The 17,241-nt window shown below is 66.2% G+C and carries 19 protein-coding genes; 11 read left to right on the top strand and 8 right to left on the bottom strand.

Going from position 1 to position 17,241, the window contains the following annotated elements:
* Window positions 1–146: 146 nt before the first annotated feature.
* Entirely contained in the window at window positions 147–1,346 is a 1,200-nt protein-coding gene (locus tag ASE69_RS19265) for a pyridoxal phosphate-dependent aminotransferase (RefSeq protein WP_056490117.1), read from the bottom strand.
* A 50-nt stretch (window positions 1,347–1,396) separates the two neighbouring features.
* Entirely contained in the window at window positions 1,397–3,157 is a 1,761-nt protein-coding gene (pabB, locus tag ASE69_RS19270) for an aminodeoxychorismate synthase component I (RefSeq protein ID WP_056490121.1), read from the bottom strand.
* A gap of 80 nt (window positions 3,158–3,237) precedes the next feature.
* Here pabB and ASE69_RS19275 point away from each other — a divergent pair, with 80 nt between their 5' ends.
* Window positions 3,238–3,915, top strand: coding sequence for an MBL fold metallo-hydrolase (locus ASE69_RS19275; RefSeq protein ID WP_056490123.1), 678 nt, complete (start codon window positions 3,238–3,240; stop codon window positions 3,913–3,915).
* Window positions 3,916–4,162: 247 nt separating this feature from the next.
* Here ASE69_RS19275 and ASE69_RS19280 read toward each other — a convergent pair whose 3' ends face one another.
* A complete protein-coding gene (locus tag ASE69_RS19280; RefSeq protein ID WP_056490125.1) occupies window positions 4,163–5,788 on the bottom strand; it encodes a M28 family metallopeptidase in 1,626 nt (541 codons plus the stop codon).
* Complete coding sequence (locus ASE69_RS19285; RefSeq protein ID WP_056490128.1) at window positions 5,785–6,228, bottom strand: MAPEG family protein; 444 nt, start codon at window positions 6,226–6,228, stop codon at window positions 5,785–5,787. The genes ASE69_RS19280 and ASE69_RS19285 overlap by 4 nt, the downstream gene beginning before the upstream one ends.
* Before the next feature lie 237 nt (window positions 6,229–6,465).
* On the opposite strand from ASE69_RS19285, the gene rpmF reads away from it, so the two are divergent.
* The 5 genes from rpmF (at window position 6,466) to ASE69_RS19310 (ending at window position 9,546) form a co-directional block, all read left to right on the top strand.
* Window positions 6,466–6,645 (top strand): 50S ribosomal protein L32, encoded by a 180-nt coding sequence (gene rpmF / locus ASE69_RS19290; RefSeq protein ID WP_056054400.1) that lies wholly within the window; start codon window positions 6,466–6,468, stop codon window positions 6,643–6,645.
* A 41-nt stretch (window positions 6,646–6,686) separates the two neighbouring features.
* Window positions 6,687–7,715, top strand: coding sequence for a phosphate acyltransferase PlsX (plsX, locus tag ASE69_RS19295; protein WP_056490131.1), 1,029 nt, complete (start codon window positions 6,687–6,689; stop codon window positions 7,713–7,715).
* On the top strand, window positions 7,712–8,680 hold the full coding sequence (locus tag ASE69_RS19300; RefSeq protein ID WP_056490134.1) for a beta-ketoacyl-ACP synthase III: 969 nt from the start codon (window positions 7,712–7,714) through the stop codon (window positions 8,678–8,680). The genes plsX and ASE69_RS19300 overlap by 4 nt, the downstream gene beginning before the upstream one ends.
* Before the next feature lie 94 nt (window positions 8,681–8,774).
* Window positions 8,775–9,074 (top strand): integration host factor subunit alpha, encoded by a 300-nt coding sequence (locus ASE69_RS19305; protein WP_056490137.1) that lies wholly within the window; start codon window positions 8,775–8,777, stop codon window positions 9,072–9,074.
* A 112-nt stretch (window positions 9,075–9,186) separates the two neighbouring features.
* Window positions 9,187–9,546, top strand: coding sequence for a MerR family transcriptional regulator (locus tag ASE69_RS19310; protein WP_056490374.1), 360 nt, complete (start codon window positions 9,187–9,189; stop codon window positions 9,544–9,546).
* 61 nt (window positions 9,547–9,607) lie between these two features.
* Here ASE69_RS19310 and ASE69_RS19315 read toward each other — a convergent pair whose 3' ends face one another.
* The 3 genes from ASE69_RS19315 to ASE69_RS19325 form a co-directional block, all read right to left on the bottom strand.
* Window positions 9,608–10,123: a MucR family transcriptional regulator gene (locus ASE69_RS19315; protein WP_056490139.1), complete on the bottom strand. Its 516-nt coding sequence runs from the start codon at window positions 10,121–10,123 to the stop codon at window positions 9,608–9,610.
* Between the two features lie 421 nt (window positions 10,124–10,544).
* Window positions 10,545–10,829, bottom strand: a complete 285-nt coding sequence (locus ASE69_RS19320) for a hypothetical protein (protein WP_156362411.1) — start codon at window positions 10,827–10,829, stop codon at window positions 10,545–10,547.
* Between the two features lie 312 nt (window positions 10,830–11,141).
* On the bottom strand, window positions 11,142–11,567 hold the full coding sequence (locus tag ASE69_RS19325) for an organic hydroperoxide resistance protein (protein ID WP_056490142.1): 426 nt from the start codon (window positions 11,565–11,567) through the stop codon (window positions 11,142–11,144).
* A 117-nt stretch (window positions 11,568–11,684) separates the two neighbouring features.
* Between ASE69_RS19325 and ASE69_RS19330 the strand changes: the two genes are divergently transcribed.
* The gene (locus ASE69_RS19330) at window positions 11,685–12,134 is read left to right on the top strand and encodes a MarR family winged helix-turn-helix transcriptional regulator (protein WP_056490377.1); all 450 of its coding nucleotides are present in this window, start codon (window positions 11,685–11,687) and stop codon (window positions 12,132–12,134) included.
* Window positions 12,135–12,238: 104 nt separating this feature from the next.
* Here the strand turns inward: ASE69_RS19330 and ASE69_RS19335 are convergent, their stop codons facing one another.
* Entirely contained in the window at window positions 12,239–13,156 is a 918-nt protein-coding gene (locus ASE69_RS19335; RefSeq protein ID WP_056490380.1) for an alpha/beta fold hydrolase, read from the bottom strand.
* A gap of 110 nt (window positions 13,157–13,266) precedes the next feature.
* Between ASE69_RS19335 and ASE69_RS19340 the strand changes: the two genes are divergently transcribed.
* From ASE69_RS19340 to ASE69_RS19355, 4 genes are all read left to right on the top strand, one after another.
* The gene (locus ASE69_RS19340) at window positions 13,267–14,196 is read left to right on the top strand and encodes a LysR family transcriptional regulator (protein ID WP_056490146.1); all 930 of its coding nucleotides are present in this window, start codon (window positions 13,267–13,269) and stop codon (window positions 14,194–14,196) included.
* A 61-nt stretch (window positions 14,197–14,257) separates the two neighbouring features.
* Complete coding sequence (locus tag ASE69_RS19345) at window positions 14,258–15,865, top strand: sensor histidine kinase (protein WP_056490149.1); 1,608 nt, start codon at window positions 14,258–14,260, stop codon at window positions 15,863–15,865.
* Entirely contained in the window at window positions 15,862–16,446 is a 585-nt protein-coding gene (locus ASE69_RS19350; protein ID WP_056490151.1) for a response regulator transcription factor, read from the top strand. Before ASE69_RS19345 ends, ASE69_RS19350 begins: the two co-directional genes overlap by 4 nt.
* A gap of 234 nt (window positions 16,447–16,680) precedes the next feature.
* Window positions 16,681–17,172: a PilZ domain-containing protein gene (locus ASE69_RS19355; RefSeq protein WP_133020281.1), complete on the top strand. Its 492-nt coding sequence runs from the start codon at window positions 16,681–16,683 to the stop codon at window positions 17,170–17,172.
* Window positions 17,173–17,241: the final 69 nt, after the last annotated feature.

The raw sequence follows: 17,241 nt of genomic DNA on the forward strand, positions 1-17,241 counted from the left end.
CCCCGCCAGGGGGAGGTGGCACCGAAGGTGACCGGAGCGATGATGCGCTGTTTCCGCCCGATTCCATGATCTGGCGTGTGCCTCCCCCTCCGTCTGGCAAGGGCCAGCCACCTCCCCCTGGCGGGGGAGGATCGTTCAGCTTCGTATTACTTCAGCGCGGCGCACGCCGTCTGGATGCGCGTGCAGGCCTCGCGGAGCAGCGCGTCCGAGGTGGCGTAGCTGATCCGGAACGCGGGGCTGAGGCCGAACGCGGCGCCCTGCACGACGGCCACCTTGGCGTCGTCGAGCAGATAGCCGACCATCGCCTCGTCGGTGTCGATCAGGCGGCCGTTCGGCGTCGTCTTGCCGATCAGCTCGGCGAACGACGGGTAGACGTAGAACGCACCCTCCGGGGTGGGGCAGTGCATGCCGTCGATCTCGTTGAGCATCGCCACGACCAGGTCGCGACGGCCCTGGAACGCGGTGTTGCGTTCGGCGAGGAAGGACTGGTCGCCGTTGAGGGCGGCGACAGCGGCGGCCTGGGCGATCGAGCACGGGTTCGAGGTCGACTGCGACTGGAGCTTGGCCATCGCCTTGATCAGCCACGATGCGCCGGCGCCGTAACCGATCCGCCAGCCGGTCATCGCATAGGCCTTCGAGCAGCCGTTGACGGTCAGCGTGCGCTCGAACAGCTCGGGGCAGGCCTCCGCGATCGTCGCGAACTTGAAGCCGTCATAGACGATGTGCTCGTACATATCGTCGGCGAAGATCCAGACGTGCGGATGCTTCGCGAGCACCGCGCCGAGCGCCTTCAGCTCGTCGATCGTGTAGCCGGCCCCGGTCGGGTTCGACGGCGAGTTGAGGATCACCCACTTGGTTTTCGAGGTGATCGCAGCGTCGAGTGCGGCCGGATCGAGCTTGTAGCCGACCTCGGGACCCGCCTTGACGATCACCGGCACGCCACCCGCGAACTGCACGACGTCGGGATAGCTGACCCAGTAGGGCGCGGGGATGACGACTTCGTCGCCCGGATCGATCGTCGCGACCATCGCGTTGAACAAGGTGTGCTTGCCGCCGACGTTCACGCTGATCTGGTCGGTGGTGTAGGTGAGGGTGTTGTCGCGCGCGAACTTGGCGACGATCGCCTGCTTGAGCTCGATCGTGCCGTCGACGTTGGTGTATTTGGTCTTGCCGTCGCGGATCGCCTGGATCGCGGCCTCTTTCACGAAGTCGGGCGTGTCGAAATCGGGTTCACCCGCGCCAAGCCCGATCACGTCGACGCCTGCGCGCTTCAGTTCGAGAACGCGCGAGGTGATCGCGAGCGTCGGCGAGGGACTGATGCGGCCGAGCGCGGCGGATGCGTGCATGGTGTAACCTTTGCGGTTGTCCGCGAGCGTTGCCGCGGAATTCGCGGGCGCTATACGCGCCGATCGGTCGAATTCGCAACCGTAACGATGGCGGGAATGAGCCCGCGGACCGCATTTCCAATGAAGAATCCGGCGGTCAAGTCGGCTCGGGTCAGCGGGGCTTCGGTTGCACGACCCGATTCGAGGAGGTCGGCGCGGAGAATGCCGGGAAGCAGGCCATGCCGTAGCGGCGGGGTGACCAGCGCCTCTCCACGCTGCACGAACAGCGACGTGAAGCTGCCTTCGGTCAGGAAGCCGTCGGCGTCCTCGAACACCACCTCGAACGTTCCCGCGGCTTTCCGGGCGTCGTCGTAGAAAGCGCGGGCGCTCGTCTTGTGGCGGAGGCGGAAGTCGGTCGCGGCCACCGGCAGCGGAACGATCGCGACGGTCGCTTGCGCAGGCGAGTGCGGGAGCGGTGCCGCCTCGATCGCGATCGCGCCGGAGGGGCTGAGCAGCAGGCGGATGCGGCGGGGTCCGCGCAACCGGAAGGTGGCGGCCTGGAGTTCGTTGCGCGCGGTGTGGCGGTCGAAGGTGAAGCCCAAGGCCTGGGCGCTCGCCTTCATCCGCGCGAGATGCGCTTCGAGGCGGGTCAGGCCGTCGTCGGGATCGAACGCCATAGTTTCGATCAGGTCGAAGCGGCGCTGGCCGGCGGTGACGAATGCGCCCTTCGCGTGGCATTCGTCCCATTCGGCGTCGGCTGCGCTGTCGGCGACGATGCCCGAGCCGAGACTCATCGTCGCCGCGCCGTTCTGGATCGCCAATGTGCGGATCGCGACATTGAATATGGCGTCGCCGTTCGCGTCGAAGCGACCGATCGCGCCGGTGTAGATGCCGCGAACGCGCGCGTGCTCGACCTCGGCGATGACCTCCATCGCGCGTTGCTTGGGCGCGCCGGTGATCGAGCCGCAGGGGAACAGCGCGGTCAGGACATCGACTGCGTCGCACGTGGGTTTCAGGGTTGCGGTGACGGTCGACGTCATCTGATGGACGGTCGGATAGGTCTCGACGGTGAACAGGTCGGGGACCGTGACCTGGGTGGCGACGCGCGACAGGTCGTTGCGCATCAGATCGACGATCATGAGGTTCTCGGCGCGCTGCTTCGGGTCGGCGGCGAGGGTTTCGGCGAGCGCACGGTCGGCATCGGGCGTGTCGCCTCGCGGTGCGGTGCCCTTCATCGGGCGGCAGGTGAGCGTGTCGCCGTCGAACGCGAAGAAGAGTTCAGGGGAGAGCGACAGGAAGCGCGTCTCGCCGGTGTCGATCAACGCGCCGTAGCCCGCCTTCGCCTGGCGTCGCAGCCGGGCGTAGAGCGCGAGCGGGTCGCCGACGAACGGGACGGTGGCGGCGAAGGTGAGGTTGGCCTGGTAGATGTCGCCCGCCGCGATCAGGTCGAGCACGCGGGTCAGGCTGGCGTCGTAGGTGTCGCGGTCGATCAGCGGCTCGGGCGCACCGGTCCATGCGCCCGCGGGGTCGGGGAGGAGGGCGGCAACGTCTTCGGGCGCTATCGTGTCGTACTCGGCGAACAGGCCGAACCAGAGCAGCGGGCCTTCGGTGCGGACGTCGACCGGCCTCGATGCGAGGGCGGCGCCGGCTTCGTAGGTCAGGTATCCGGCGGCGTGCAGCCCTTCCTTGCGGGCGTCGCGGAGTGCGTCGAGCGCGGGGCGGATCTCGGCAAGCGTGTCGGCGCGCACGATCCGGACGGGATCGCGGTACAATCGTGCAGGCGCACCCCCCTCGCGGGCGTCATCGAGCAAAACGAAGGGCGCGGTCCACATCGTCGCGACTGTTGCACGGAGCGCGAGGCAAACCGCAAGCGGCGATTGCTCCTACGGGCGCGCTATCCTATTTCGAGGGCATGACAAATCCTCCCCTCCGCGCTGCGCCCCCGCTCCGTGCTGCCATCGTGCCGGTCACGCCGATCCAGCAGAACTGCACGATCATCTGGTGCACCGCGACGATGAAGGCGGCGGTGATCGATCCGGGCGGCGACCTGCCGCGGATCATGGCGGCGGTCGAACAGGCGGGGGTCACGGTCGAGAAGATCCTGCTGACGCATGGCCATATCGATCACGCGGGCGGTGCGAAGCGGCTGTCGAACGACCTCGGCGTGCAGATCGAGGGGCCGCACGAGGCGGACCGCTTCTGGTTGCAGCGGCTCGATCAGGATGGGCCGAAATACGGGATTTCGGGGGTGAATTTCGAGCCGGACCGGTGGCTGGTCGAGGGCGACACGGTGTCGGTCGGGGATCTGATGCTCGATGTATACGAGACGCCGGGGCATACCGAGGGTCACGTGATCTTCCACCACGCGCCGTCGAAGTTCGCGCAGGTGGGGGATGTGCTGTTCCAGGGGTCGGTCGGGCGATCAGACATGCCCGGGGGCAATCACGAGACGCTGGTGAAGTCGATCGTCGAGAAGCTGTGGCCGCTGGGGAGCGATACGAGCTTTATTCCAGGGCATGGGCCGGCGAGCACGTTCGCGCATGAGCGGGCGACGAATATGTTCGTTAGCGATCGGGCGCTGGCGGAATAGCTTTCTACCGTTCCCCCGCGGAGGCGGGGGTCCAGGATAGCACGCGGTGGCGCCTGTAACCCTGGGCTCCCGCCTTCGCGGGAGAACAAGAAGAGGCAGCAACGCTACCTCTTAACGGCCCCACCCCGGCGAAGGCCGGGGCCCAGTTGGGGGACGAAGTTTGCTGAGGTAGCGCTCCGTTACCGGGACCTTTCCAACTGGGCCCCGGCCTTCGCCGGGGTGGTCGCCTCTATGGAGGACAGTCCTTCTACTTCCGCTCCCCCGCGCTTTCAGACCGCACCGACTTGAATTCCGACCCATCGCGCCATTCCGGCCACAACCGGCTGTTCGCCAGCTTCGTGCCGATCGTCTTGAACAGGTCCACGTCCTGCGCCGCGCCGCGCAGATCCCAGTCGGCGCCCCACGCGTCACACGTCTGGTGGTAGCATTTCATATAGCCGTCGAGCCAAGCCTGCCCCGCGGTCCGACCGCCCTTGACCAGGTCGGGCGCGCCACTGATCGCCATCAGCAGCAGCGTCGGCACGCCGCGCCGCGCGACCGAGAAATGGTCGGCGCGGTAGAACAGCCCGCGTTCGGGGAGCGCTTCGGGGGTGACGACGCGGCCTTGCGCCTTGGCGGCGTCGCCGAGCATGCCCTCGAGGCTGTTCTGCCCGGCGCCGACCAGCATGACGTCCTTCGCGGGGCCAGCCGTCTGGAGGATGTCGAGCGTCAGATTGGCGACCGTCTTGGCGGCCGGATAGACCGGGTTCACCGCATAGGTCTCCGAACCGAGCAACCCGCGCTCCTCGCCACTCCACAGCGCGAAGACGAGGCTGCGGTCGGTGCGGGGGGCCTTGGCGAAATTACGCGCGAGTTCGAGGACGCCCGCTACGCCGAGGCCGTCGTCGTTGGCGCCGGGGCGGATGGTGCGCCCCTGCGCATCGGGCGCGCCGATGCCGTAGGCGTCCCAGTGCGCGCCGAACATCACGACTTCGTCCGCGTGCTTCGTGCCGGGAAGCTTGGCGAGCACGTTCTGGCTCACGGCGGTGTCGTGCTTGACCGGCAGGTCGGTGGTGAACGCCTGCTTCAGCGCGACCGGGCGGAAGTCGCTCCGCCGCGCCGCTTTCCGTAACGCCGCCAGGTCGAGGCCCGAGGCCGCGAACAACCGGGTCGCTGCGCCACCTTCGAGCCAGCCCTGAAGCATCACCCGCGATTCAGGGTCTTTCCGGACGATGTCGTAATTCTCGCCGGCAGGGGCGGTGACGGTGTTCCAGCCGTACCCCGCGCCCGCCGTGTCGTGGACGATCAGCGCGCCGACCGCGCCACGTCGCGCGGCCTCCTCGTATTTGTACGTCCAGCGACCGTAATAGGTCATCCGGCGATCGCCGAACTTGCCCTTCGCATCGTCGCCGGCGACCGTCTCGAAATCGGGATCGTTGACGAGGAACACGGCTACCTTGCCCTTGAGGTCGAGGCCCTTGAAGTCGTCCCAGCCGCGCTCGGGCGCGCTGACGCCGTAGCCGACGAACACCATCGGTGCGTTCTCGATCGCGACGCGGTCAACGCCGCGGACCGTGCTCAGATAGACATCACGCCCCTGCACCAGCGCGGTGTCGCCGGCACGGACGGTGCCTGAGGCCATCCGAGTGTGGACGAGCGGTACGGGTTGCGTCCAGCTGCCGTTCGGGCCGCCGGGTTGCGCCTTCATCGCCTTGAACTGTGCGATCAGCCAGGCGATCGTCTTGGTCTCACCGGGGGTGCCGGGCGCACGGCCCTCGAACGCGTCGGAGGCGAGCGTCTTCACGTCGGCGGACAACCGCTCTGGCGATACCTGCGCGGCGCCCGGTGATGCGGCCAGCAGGGTGGCGGCACCCAATAGACGAAGCGCGCTCATGCCCGGCCACCCGACGGCACGACCTGGAAGGTCTTGGCAGTGGGCACGCTGTTCGCCTGATACGCGATCGTCAGCGCCCATCCGGCCAGCACCGCCATCAACGCCCAGGTCGCCAGCGCACCCCCTGCCCGTGGTGCGCTGGATGTCGTCCGGTCCATCCCGAACGCGTGCGCGATTCGCGCGATCACGAACACCGCGCCGGCGATCCACAGCCAAAGCGTCGATCCGCCGGCGAGCTCGATCAGCCCCATCAGGATCAGGATGAACGGCGCGTATTCGGTGAAGTTGGCGTGCGCGCGCATCCGCGCCTGCAAGCGCTGGTTGCCGTCGTCGCCGATCAGCACGCTTTCCTTCACGCGCATCGGCACGATTCGGAAGGCGAGCCACAGGTTGACGACGGCGGCGGCCGCGGCGATCGTCAGCGTTACCGGTAATATCACGGCGTTGCCCCTCGAATATCAGGTCTTTTGTCAGGCGCATGCCCTGCCACTGGACATCAGGGGTTGCAACTTGGGGGGCGGAAGCTTGCAACGCGGGGTGAAATCGCTATAGCGCCACGCTTCGCGAGCGTCAGGCCGCATGGGTTGCTTCAGGCGGCCGGCATTCTTGTCGGTTGCCTGTGTCCCGTGTCCGGACGTACTCGGAGCCCCGACCTTTAGATTGAACAAGGTGCCGAAATGGCCGTCCCCAAAAGAAAAACCTCGCCCTCCAAGCGCGGCATGCGCCGTGGCCACGACTCGCTCACGATCGCGTCGTTCCAGGAATGCCCCAACTGTGGCGAACTGAAGCGTCCCCACAACCTGTGCGGGTCGTGCGGTCACTATAACGGTCGCGAAATCCTCTCGATCGAGGGCTGAGGCTTCCGTCCGGAACCTCTAACTTGAACGAAGGATAAGCGATGCCCGACAGCGGCTGGATCGCGGTCGATGCGATGGGTGGCGATGACGGGCTGGCAGTGATGCTCGCCGGTGTCGCCCGCGCGCGTCATCAATTCGAGGGCATGCGCTTCCTGCTGGTCGGCGACGAAGTTGCGATTCGCGAGGGGCTGAAGGCTCATCCGAACCTGTCGCAGCATTCGGAGATCGTCCACGCGCCGGAAGTCGTCGGGTCGAGCGACAAGCCGACCCAGGCGATTCGTCGCGCCAAGAAGACCTCGATGGGCATCGCGATCGACCTGGTGAAACAGGGTCGCGCCGCCGCTGCGGTGTCGTCGGGCAATACCGGCGCGCTGATGGCGATGGCGAAGCTGTCGTTGCGGATGCTGCCCGGGATCGACAGGCCGGCCCTCGCGGCGCGTCTGCCGACGCTCGGCGACACCGACATGGTGATGCTCGATCTCGGCGCGAACACTGAATGCGACGCGCGCAACCTCGTCCAGTTCGCGATCATGGGCGCCGCTTATGCGCGCACCGCACTCGACATCCCGCACCCTCGCGTGGCGTTGCTGAACATCGGCAGCGAGGACATGAAGGGCACGGACGAGATCCGCGATGCGGCCGCACAACTGCGCGCGACGCCTGCGGTCGACATGCAGTTCAACGGCTTCATCGAGGGCGACCGTCTGTCGCGTGGCGAGGTCGACGTCGTCGTGTGCGACGGATTCTCTGGCAACATCGCTCTCAAGACCGCCGAGGGCACCGCGCGATTCGTCGCCGACCTGCTCAAGCGCGCGTTCCGCAGCTCGGTCCGGTCGAAGCTCGGCTTCCTGATCTCGCGGCCGGCGACCGAGTTGCTGCGCGATCACCTCGATCCCAACAATCACAACGGCGCTGTGTTTCTCGGGCTCAACGGCATCGTCGTGAAGAGCCACGGCGGCGCCACCGAGCGCGGCGTCGCGACCGCGATCGGCAATGCCGCCAAGATGGTCCGCAACGATCTGGTACGGCGCATCGCCGACGATCTCGGCAGCGTGGAGAAGGCGGCATGATCCGGTCTGTGGTCATCGGCACCGGCTCTGCCCTGCCCGCGCGTCGCGTCTCGAACGCCGAGCTCGCGGAACAGGTCGACACCAGCGACGAGTGGATCGTCGAGCGCACCGGCATCCGCTTCCGCCACATCGCTAGCGAGGGCGAGACGACCGCGACGCTGGCCGCGGACGCGTGCCGCGCGGCTTTGACCGCGGCCGGCATCGAGGCGCAGAGCATCGACCTGATCGTGCTCGCCACCGCGACACCCGACCAGACCTTCCCCGCCAGCGCCACCAAGGTGCAGGCGATGCTCGGCATCAACGACTGCGTCGCGTTCGACGTCGCGGCGGTCTGCTCGGGCTTCCTCTACGCGGTGCAGGTGGTCGACAGCATGATCCGCAGCGGCGTCGCCAAGCGTGCGCTGGTGATCGGCGCGGAGACGTTCAGCCGCATCCTCGACTGGGAGGACCGGACGACCTGCGTGCTGTTCGGCGACGGTGCCGGCGCGATCGTGCTGGAGGCGCAGGATACGGCCGATGACGGCGGTCGCGGCATCCTGACGACCAAGCTGCACGCGGACGGCCGCCACAACGAACTCCTCTATGTCGATGGCGGCGTCTCGACGACCGGCACCGTCGGCAAGCTCCGCATGAAGGGCCGCGAGGTGTTCCGCCATGCGGTGACCAACCTGGCCTCGGTGATGACCGAGTCGCTGGCGATGGCTGGCTTGTCTTCGGACCAGGTCGACTGGGTCGTGCCGCACCAGGCGAACGCCCGCATCCTCGACGCGACCGCGCGCAAACTGGGCCTCCCGGCCGGCAAGGTGGTGATCACCGTCGACCAGCATGCCAACACGTCGGCGGCCTCCGTGCCGCTCGCGCTCGACGTCGCCGTGCGCGATGGACGTATCCGACAAGGCCAGATCGTCGTGCTCGAGGCGATGGGCGGCGGGTTCACCTGGGGTGCGGCGGTTATCCGCTTCTAATCTAGTAGAAAGAGATCGATTCACTTGTAGAACAAAAGTTCTTCCGGTCGCGATCCTGCTTGTGTAGAGAAGCGCCGAGACTGGGAGCTTGCGAATGACGATGACCGGTACATTGACGCGCGCCGATCTGGCCGAGTCCCTCCACCGCGAGGTAGGATTGTCGCGTGCGGATTCCTCGAAGATCGTGGAACAGATTCTTTCCGAGATGTGTGGCGCGCTGTCCGAAGGGGAGAACGTCAAGATCTCGGGGTTCGGCACGTTCGTGATCCGCGACAAGGGCGAGCGGGTCGGCCGCAATCCAAAAACCGGCATCGAGGTGCCAATCGCACCGCGTCGCGTCCTGACGTTCCGCGCGAGCCAGATGATGCGTGAGCGCATCGTCGGCGCCGACTGATTCTGTAATGCCCGATGACGCCGATACTTCCGGTGGCGATTTCACGGACGACATCGACGTAGCGGGCGATCCCGGTTCCGACGACGGCAGCACATCCATAGGTGCCGTGGGTATAGCAGCGGCTGGTCCGGGCAAGGCGGGCGCTGCGTTCCGGACGATCGGCGAACTCTCGCGTGAGACCGGCCTGCCACAGCATATCCTGCGCTATTGGGAGACCCGGTTTCCGCAGCTACGGCCGCTGCAGCGCGCGGGGAACCGGCGCTATTACCGTGCCGAGGATGCGGTGCTGGTTCGCCGGATCGACACGCTGCTCAACCGCGAAGGCTATACCGTCCGCGGCGTGCAGCAGTTGCTTGCGGCCGAAAAGACAACGCCGGTCACGACCGACACGATCGAGCCGGTGATACCGGCGCTGCGTGCGATCCGCGCGCTTTTAGCGCAGGCGCTGGTCGAGGACGGCCGGCGCGCATAGCGCGTAACTGGCCGTCGTGAAGGGGAGAGGGGAAGGACGACACCCTCCCCCCTCGCCGATTTTAATCCTCGCTGCCGAGCGTCTTCTTGGCGGCATCAAGCGCTGCCTTGCCGCCCTTGCGAACGGTCTTCACTGCGTCTTCCGACGCCTTCTCGACCGTTGCACCTGCCTTGCGACCAAGCCCGATCGACTTCGCCATCGCACGGCGCGCTTCCGAATAGGTCGCGGCGACCATCGGATAGTCGGACTTCAGGTTGAAGCGCTCGCGATACTGCTCCGGCGTCATGCCGTTGGTCGAAAGGTGACGACGCAACGTCTTGTACTTCTTGCCGTCGAGCATCGAGATGATGTGGTCGGGTGACGCAAGCGACTTGCGCACCGAAACGGCTGGCTCGGACGTCGGCTGTGCCGTTGCCTCGGGCTCCGCTTCGCCATTGCCGACCAGCTTCTCGACGGCCGAATGCATCGCGACGAGGAACGCCGGCACGTCGTCGGCGGCAGTGCGCGTATTGGGGTTGGCAAGCCATGCTGCCGTCAGTTCGGCGGCGAGCTCGACTGTATTAAGTGTATCGGTCACGGTATGTCCTTGAATTCGTAATGCACCCCTGCTGGCAGGCGCCTACTATATTTGTATGAAATTGAACACCAGGTGTTTAACATACGTGCATCATTACATTTTGTTCATCGTCCGACATAAATATAATCGGTTTGACTGATACTGGCTGGGCTTCGTCGCTACTCCGGCCCCGCTCGGTAGATGTCGGAGTAGATGATCAAATCTATGAAACGTGCCGCATCGCGCGCGCAACACGGTAATATCACGCGGCATTAAGCGTATTGCATCCTTACCTATCATGGATAGGCGGCGCGGAAGTCCAGCGGCTAACTAGCGTTATTTGCTTATCGGCACGGATTTTGCGGAAGGTCGCCGGCGACCCTGTCACTCGCGGACTGCCCGCGACATCGTGACGAACAGCCCAGTACCGCGAGTCCGGCGCCTATTTCGCCGAGGCGACGATGCAGTATAAAAGGATTGGCACGCCGATCACGAGGATCATTAGGACAAGATTCACGTCGATAAAGCGGTTCAACCAGTTCGGCTGCTTGCGAGCGCGGCGATCGCCATCATCGGCAGAATAGTTTTCGACGATCTCCAGCTCGAACTGGTTCGAGAAAAAATGCTTCGGCCTCATTCTAAGGAAGGGCTGCGAGGCGTGATCCCGCAGTTCGACGTCATGGTCCGCCAAAGGGCGACTAGCTTTATCAGGGTTCTGTTCCGACACTGTGCGGTTTCCGTTTACTCGAGATCATGGGCGCGCAGAGCACGTCCCAAAGGTCAGATCGAATAAAGCCCGAACTCAACGGCGAACAGCCGCGAGCTCGGGCTAACCGCGTGCGGCGAGTTGGCCCGAATGGTCGAGGAAACGCTTATGTGTCGCAGGAGCGTACATGCAAGTTACATCGGAGCCGTGACCATTAATGTCAACACGCATCGGATGTGACTAAAAGACCGCTCGACGTCAGCGACGTGGTCTTGCTGCCAATTAAAGACGGTCGGGCAGCAAACGTGCCGCCCGACCGTCAGGGCCTCATCTTCAGGCGAGCGTCAGGCCGACATCGACGTTGCCGCGCGTGGCGTTCGAATAGGGGCAGATCTCGTGCGCGGCGTCGACCAGACGCTGCGCTTCGGCGCGGTCGATGCCTGGCAGCGACACGGTCAGGTCGGTGGTGATCCCGAAACCGCCAGCCGAACGCGGGCCGATACCGACTTTCGCGGTGACCGCGACGTCGTCGGGCAGCTTCACCTTCAACTGCTGGCCAGCGACCTTCAGTGCGCCGATGAAGCACGCGGAATAGCCGGCTGCGAACAGCTGCTCTGGGTTGCTGCCGTCGCCGCCTGCGCCGCCCAGTTCCTTCGGCGTCGAGAGCGCGACGTCGAACCGGCCGTCCTGCGACCGTGCATGGCCGTCGCGGCCGCCGGTTGCGGTGGCTTCGGTAGTGTATTTTACATCGACGGACATGCTGAAATCTCCATATTGCTTATCGCGATAATGATCTATGATGTGGCGGTACCGAAGTCCAGTAAGATTTGCCGCGATAAGCAATTTTATGTACGGTCGAGCGTGAAGGAGCCTGCCGTGTCCGATCCCCTGCCCCTCGACGACCAGCTCTGCTTTTCGCTGTATGCCGCGACGATCGCGATCAATCGTGCGTACAAGCCCGTGCTCGACCGGCTCAGCATCACCTATCCACAGTTTCTCGTCCTCCAGACGCTCAACGAAGCGGAGGATGGCTGTTCGATCGGAGCGATCGCCGAACGGCTCGCGCTCGAACCGAGCACGATCACGCCGTTGGCGAAACGGCTGGAGGCGGCGGGGCTGGTCACGCGCATCCGCAACCCCGCCGATGAGCGGCAGGTACGCGTGCGGCTGACCGAGACCGGCCGGACGCGGTGGGCGGAGACGGGGTGCCTTGGCCCGCTGATCGTCGAGCGGTCCGGCATGACGCCGGATCGACTCGCAGCCCTGAACGTGGAGGTCGCGGCACTGCGGCGTGCGCTCGCCGGCGACCGACCGGCGATGCAGTGACGCCCGCAACGCGGCGATCCTGCAAGCATGACTGACGATCGGTTGGACGATGCCGACTGACTCGGCGCGAAAGGACACGCGCGAAGATCGACGCCCACCCGTCCTTATCGTTTGGTATCCAAGAAGCCGCGTACGGCTGAGATTGTCGCGACAGGCTGTTCTTCCATCAGCCAGTGGCCCGAGTCCGGAATCACCGCCTCGGTCACGTCGCTCGCGGCGAACCGCATGACCGTCGCCATCATCGGCCCGAACGACTTGGCGCCACCGATGGCAAGCACCGGCATGGTCAGCTTGCCCGCCGCGACGAAGCCGGCATTGTCCGCTGCGTCGCGGTCGAATGCGGCGAACTGCGCAAAGCCCGCATGCATCGCGCCGGGTCGGGCATAGAGCGCGGCATAATGAACGCGGGAGGCTTCGCTGAACCGCGCCGGTGACGCCGAGAACTCGTTCCAGAACCGGTCGAGATAGATGCGCTCGCGACCCGCGACGAGCCGCTCCATGTCGGGACCGCCGAACCGGAAATGCCAGAGCAGCGGGTTCTTCAGCAGTTCGTCCCACGGCCCGACGCCCGGCAAGGGCGCGTCCATCAGGACGAACCGGGTCACGCGGTCGCGGTTCCGGGCGGCGAAGGCATAGCCGACCATGTTGCCGATATCGTGCGTCACAAGATCGGTCCTGCCGATCTGCAGCGCGTCGAGCACACCGACCATGTCGACTGCCTGTGTCGACTTGTCGTAGCCGCCCGCCGGTTTCGATGAGAGGCCCATGCCGCGCAGGTCGGGAACGATCACCAGGTGGTCGCGCGCCAGATCGGCGGCGAGCGGCGCCCACATGTCACCGGTCTCGCCATAGCCGTGCAGCAACAGGACCGCCGGACCGTGGCCCCCCGCGCGCACATGGATCGTCGTACCGTTCGTCACGACATCGCGTTCAATGAAGCCCGGCGGGAACGGCTGGACTTGTGCGAGCGCGGGCGTGGCGACGAGTATCGCCAGGATGGCGGCAGCGGCATGTCGTAGCATCGCGGTGCTCCTGGGCAGCATGGCCGCTGCAACTGGACAGAAGCGTGCCGCGCGAGCACCGTTCGCACTAGCCGGCAAAAGCCGAAACCGCCTTCCGGGATTGTCGAACGATGATGAAGCTCGACGGTATTGCGGCGTTCGTTGCCACCGCGGAAGCGGGGTCGATCAGCGCGGCGGCGCGGCGTCTCGGCAACGCCAAGTCGGTGGTCAGCGAACGACTGGCGGAGCTGGAACGGTTGCTCGACACGCGCCTGATCCAACGCACGACGCGCAAGCTGTCGCTGACCGAGGACGGTCAGACCTTCCTGCCGCGCGCGCAGCGAATCCTGTACGAGGCAGCGGAGGGCGCGGCGGAGATGGCAGCACGACGCGGCACGCTGGTCGGGCCGTTGCGCCTGTCCGCGCCGGTCGGCTTCGGCGTGCTGCATCTCGGACCGGCAATCTGTCGCTTCCTCGCCAACCATCCGGGCATCGACCTGACGCTCGAACTCGACGACCGCTTCGTCGATGCGGCGGCTGACGGCTTCGACGCGGTCATTCGCCACGGCACGATCGCCGACACCAGGCTGGTCGCCAAGCGGCTCGCCACCAGCCAGCGCATCCTCGTGACCTCGCCTGCCTATCTCGCGCAGCACGACGTGCCGCAAAGCGTTGCCGACCTCGAAGCGCATTGCGGCATTCTCTACGCAAACCGCGATGCCGACTGGCGTTTTGCGAGCGCCGACGGGTGGACCGTCGTGCGACCGCGCGCCGCGCTACGCGTCAACAATGGCCTAGTGATGCGCGACGCGGCGCGCGCCGGTCTCGGTATCACGTTGCTGCCGACGTTCTTCGCACATGCCGATGTCGCGACCGGGGCCTTGGTCAGGATCGATATTGGCTGCGCGGCCGAGGGTGCCGAACTGTACATCGCCTATCCGCGAGAGCGCAGCGCATCAGCGAAGATCGCTGCCCTGACGCTGAGCCTCAGGGCCTCGTTCGGCGATCCGCCCTATTGGGACTTGCCGCCGAGCGATCACGACGCGCCACCTTCAGCCTAGGATCGCATTCCGGGATACGCCCGGATAGGCTGCGGCGTTTCGATCTGGCAGGGAGGCCGTGATGACGACGCTCGCCAAGCCCCTCGTAGAACCCCGTATCCCCTCCCGCGCCACCGCCGTCCTGCCGACGGTCGCCGACCTGCCCTGGCTGGTCGGGTATGCGCTCGCGTTCCTGGCCGCGCATCATATCGCCGCCGAATGGGGCGGGCGCGGTTTCTATTCGTTGCTGTATCCCGCTGCCGGCTTCCGCATCGCGCTGCTGTGGCGGCGTGGGCCGCGGCTGACCCTTGCGATCATCGTGGCCGAGATCCTCGTGCAGATTGGTACCGGCGTGATCGATCCGCGGTCGGCGGGATGGCTGACCGCGCTGATCGGCGTGATCCGTCCGCCGCTGGTCTATGGCCTGATCGTGCTGCTGGTCCGGACGATGGCGGATCGTGCGCAGACGAGCATGAGCGTCGCGCCGATGCCGCTCGGCCTCGCCTCGGTCGGCGCGCCCGCCGCCGCTGCGTTGACCGCGTTGCCCTGGTCGTTGCTACGCCCCGATCTCACCGGCGTATCCGGACTGCGCGAGACGGTGACGTCGCTGACCGGGTTCGTCGTCGGCGACCTGCTCGGCGTCCTGCTGCTGGCGCCGCCCCTGCTCTGGGTAGCGGACCTTGCGACGGGCGGCACATTGCGGCCCGGACGCCCGAGCATGGCGTCGGTCGCTGAGGCCGTGCTGATCCTGGTCGCGTCGTTCGCGATCGAAATCCTGCTCGCGCGGATCGGCCTGGGCACGCCGCATACCCCCGTCCTGCTCGCGGTCGCGTGGATCGGGCTGCGGTTCGGGCGACTGGCGAGCTGGCTGGCGATCGTCGTCGTCGCGGCGATGGTCCTGCCGCAAACCGCGATGCCGATGGACATGGGCGGGCGCCTCGCGCTGCACATGAGCCTCGCCTCGATCATGGTCGTCGGGTATCTGGCGGGCAGTTTCGCGGATGCGCAGGCCAGGGTGCGGGTCGATCTCGAACGCCGCGATCGCCTGTTGTTCCAGGCGGAGCGGCTGAAGACGTTGCGGGCGATGTCGGTGGCGGTCATCCACGAGATCAGCCAGCCGCTCTCGACGCTGGCGATCGAGGCCAAGCATCTGCACGAGCTGACCGTCTCGGCCGATGTCGAGATCGCGACGACTGCAGCGCTGATCGATCGCAAGGCCGCCGCATTGTCGACGCTGGTCCGCCGGCTCCGGCGGTTCGGCGGGAGGACGGTCGACGTGCCGACGCCCCTGCCACTCGCGACGTTGATCGACACCGTCGCGGCGCTGGCCCGGCCCGAGGCGAAATCGCACGGTGTCACGCTGTCGATCGATGCCGTCGCGCCCGACCTCGTCATCCTCGCGCAGGAAGTCGAGCTGGCGCAGGCGATCGTCAACCTGGTGCGCAACGCGGTCCAGGCTTGTGGCAACGGCACCGTGACGCTCGGCGTGACCCGCACGAACCGAGGCGTCGAGCTGGTGGTCGTGAACGGATCGCGACCCGCCCGCCCCGAGCAGCCCGGCATGGGTGTCGGCATCCTCGTCGCCCGCGCGATCGTCGAAGCGCATGGCGGCACCCTGTCGCGCGTCACCGATACGGCCGGGCAAACGCGCGCGACCATTGCCCTTCCGCTCGTTGGAGAGCCCGAATGACCGATACCGCGTGTGGCATGGTGTATGTCGTCGATGACGACCAGGACCTTGGCGCGACGGTCGCACGGCTGCTTCGCCGTCACGGTCATGTCGCGGAACCGTTCCTGGATCCCGCCCCGTTGCTGGCGGTGTACGAGCGCGCGCCGGCGCACTGCATCGTCACCGACGTGATGATGGGCGAGATCGACGGGTTCGACTTTGCCGACCGCGTCCGACTGCTCGACCCCGCGGTCGCGATCATCTTCATGACCGCATGGCCGACGACCGCCAACGCGGTGGATTCGGTGCGTCGCTATGGCGGCCTCGACTATCTCGAAAAGCCGATCGACGAGGACCGGTTGCTCGCCGCCATCGCCGAGGGGGTCGCCTGGTCAAAGGCGCAACGCTCCGCACTCGCACGGACCGCGGGACTGACGCCGCGGCAGCGCCAGGTGTTCGACCTGCTGGTGAAGGGCCACAATAACCAGGCTATCGCCGCTGCGCTCGACATCAGTCCGAAGACGGTCGAGGATCACCGCGCCGCGATCGTCGCGAAGACGGGCACCAACGGCATCGCCCAGTTGATCGCGCTCGCGCGGTAATCCGCAAGGTCGATCGGACCACCGGATCGGTAAGCTTGATGTAGATTCAGGCGATGCGGTCGGCGGCTGCTGGAATGCTGGGACCGATTCGATCGATGCGCGCTGACCGGTCTCGCTCGTCATCCTCGGTGCTGTCGGCAATGCATGACGCGTCTCGGTATATTTCCCGGATTGGGTGCGCTTCGACACCGGGATACGCATTCTGGACGATGATCCAACCAGATCGGATGAGAATTGCGCGCTTTGAAGGAACTCTCGGTTCCCTGTCGCATGAATGTCGGCGGCAAATGGTCGAACGGATGCATTCATGACGTGTCCGACAAGGGCCTGCTCGTATCGAGCAGCGAACCGCCGATCCTCGGCACCTATGTCGATATCCGCCGCGGGACCCTCGTCATCATTGGTCGCGTGGTGTGGAACGGCGGCAGCCGCTTCGGCGTAAGGACGCAGGACCCGATCAGCCTTGCCGCATTGTTGAGCGAACCCGTCCTGAAACATCGCCCCCCCGCCGCCGACGCCGACCGCCGCGCGATGAAGCGCGAACAGTCCGTCCGGCGGATCGTCGAGCAGACCGACCGTACCAAACGCCGCGCATCGGCATTCCAGTTCGTCTGCCTCGCGATCATCGGCGCAGGTATCGCCTGCTTCGCGGCCATGTCCTGTTACCAGGCGCTGGTGGCTCCCCTCGGCACGACCGTCGACGTGCTCGCCGGCGCGGTGAGCTGACGCGCCTGCGGGGAACGACGGTTTCCGGCGCGCCGTGCTGCCGAGCGGTGCAAGCCGGCAGCTTCACGG

The sequence above is a fragment of the Sphingomonas sp. Leaf208 genome, assembly GCF_001421415.1.
Lineage (GTDB): Bacteria > Pseudomonadota > Alphaproteobacteria > Sphingomonadales > Sphingomonadaceae > Sphingomonas.

Bases quoted from the DNA above. Each gene is read 5' to 3' on its own strand.
- ASE69_RS19265 (WP_056490117.1), bottom strand. From the start codon at position 1,346: ATGCACGCATCCGCCGCGCTCGGCCGCATCAGTCCCTCGCCGACGCTC.
- pabB (WP_056490121.1), bottom strand. From the start codon at position 3,157: ATGTGGACCGCGCCCTTCGTTTTGCTCGATGACGCCCGCGAGGGGGGT.
- ASE69_RS19275 (WP_056490123.1), top strand. From the start codon at position 3,238: ATGACAAATCCTCCCCTCCGCGCTGCGCCCCCGCTCCGTGCTGCCATC.
- ASE69_RS19280 (WP_056490125.1), bottom strand. From the start codon at position 5,788: ATGAGCGCGCTTCGTCTATTGGGTGCCGCCACCCTGCTGGCCGCATCA.
- rpmF (WP_056054400.1), top strand. From the start codon at position 6,466: ATGGCCGTCCCCAAAAGAAAAACCTCGCCCTCCAAGCGCGGCATGCGC.
- plsX (WP_056490131.1), top strand. From the start codon at position 6,687: ATGCCCGACAGCGGCTGGATCGCGGTCGATGCGATGGGTGGCGATGAC.
- ASE69_RS19300 (WP_056490134.1), top strand. From the start codon at position 7,712: ATGATCCGGTCTGTGGTCATCGGCACCGGCTCTGCCCTGCCCGCGCGT.
- ASE69_RS19305 (WP_056490137.1), top strand. From the start codon at position 8,775: ATGACGATGACCGGTACATTGACGCGCGCCGATCTGGCCGAGTCCCTC.
- ASE69_RS19325 (WP_056490142.1), bottom strand. From the start codon at position 11,567: ATGTCCGTCGATGTAAAATACACTACCGAAGCCACCGCAACCGGCGGC.
- ASE69_RS19335 (WP_056490380.1), bottom strand. From the start codon at position 13,156: ATGCTACGACATGCCGCTGCCGCCATCCTGGCGATACTCGTCGCCACG.
- ASE69_RS19340 (WP_056490146.1), top strand. From the start codon at position 13,267: ATGATGAAGCTCGACGGTATTGCGGCGTTCGTTGCCACCGCGGAAGCG.
- ASE69_RS19345 (WP_056490149.1), top strand. From the start codon at position 14,258: ATGACGACGCTCGCCAAGCCCCTCGTAGAACCCCGTATCCCCTCCCGC.
- ASE69_RS19350 (WP_056490151.1), top strand. From the start codon at position 15,862: ATGACCGATACCGCGTGTGGCATGGTGTATGTCGTCGATGACGACCAG.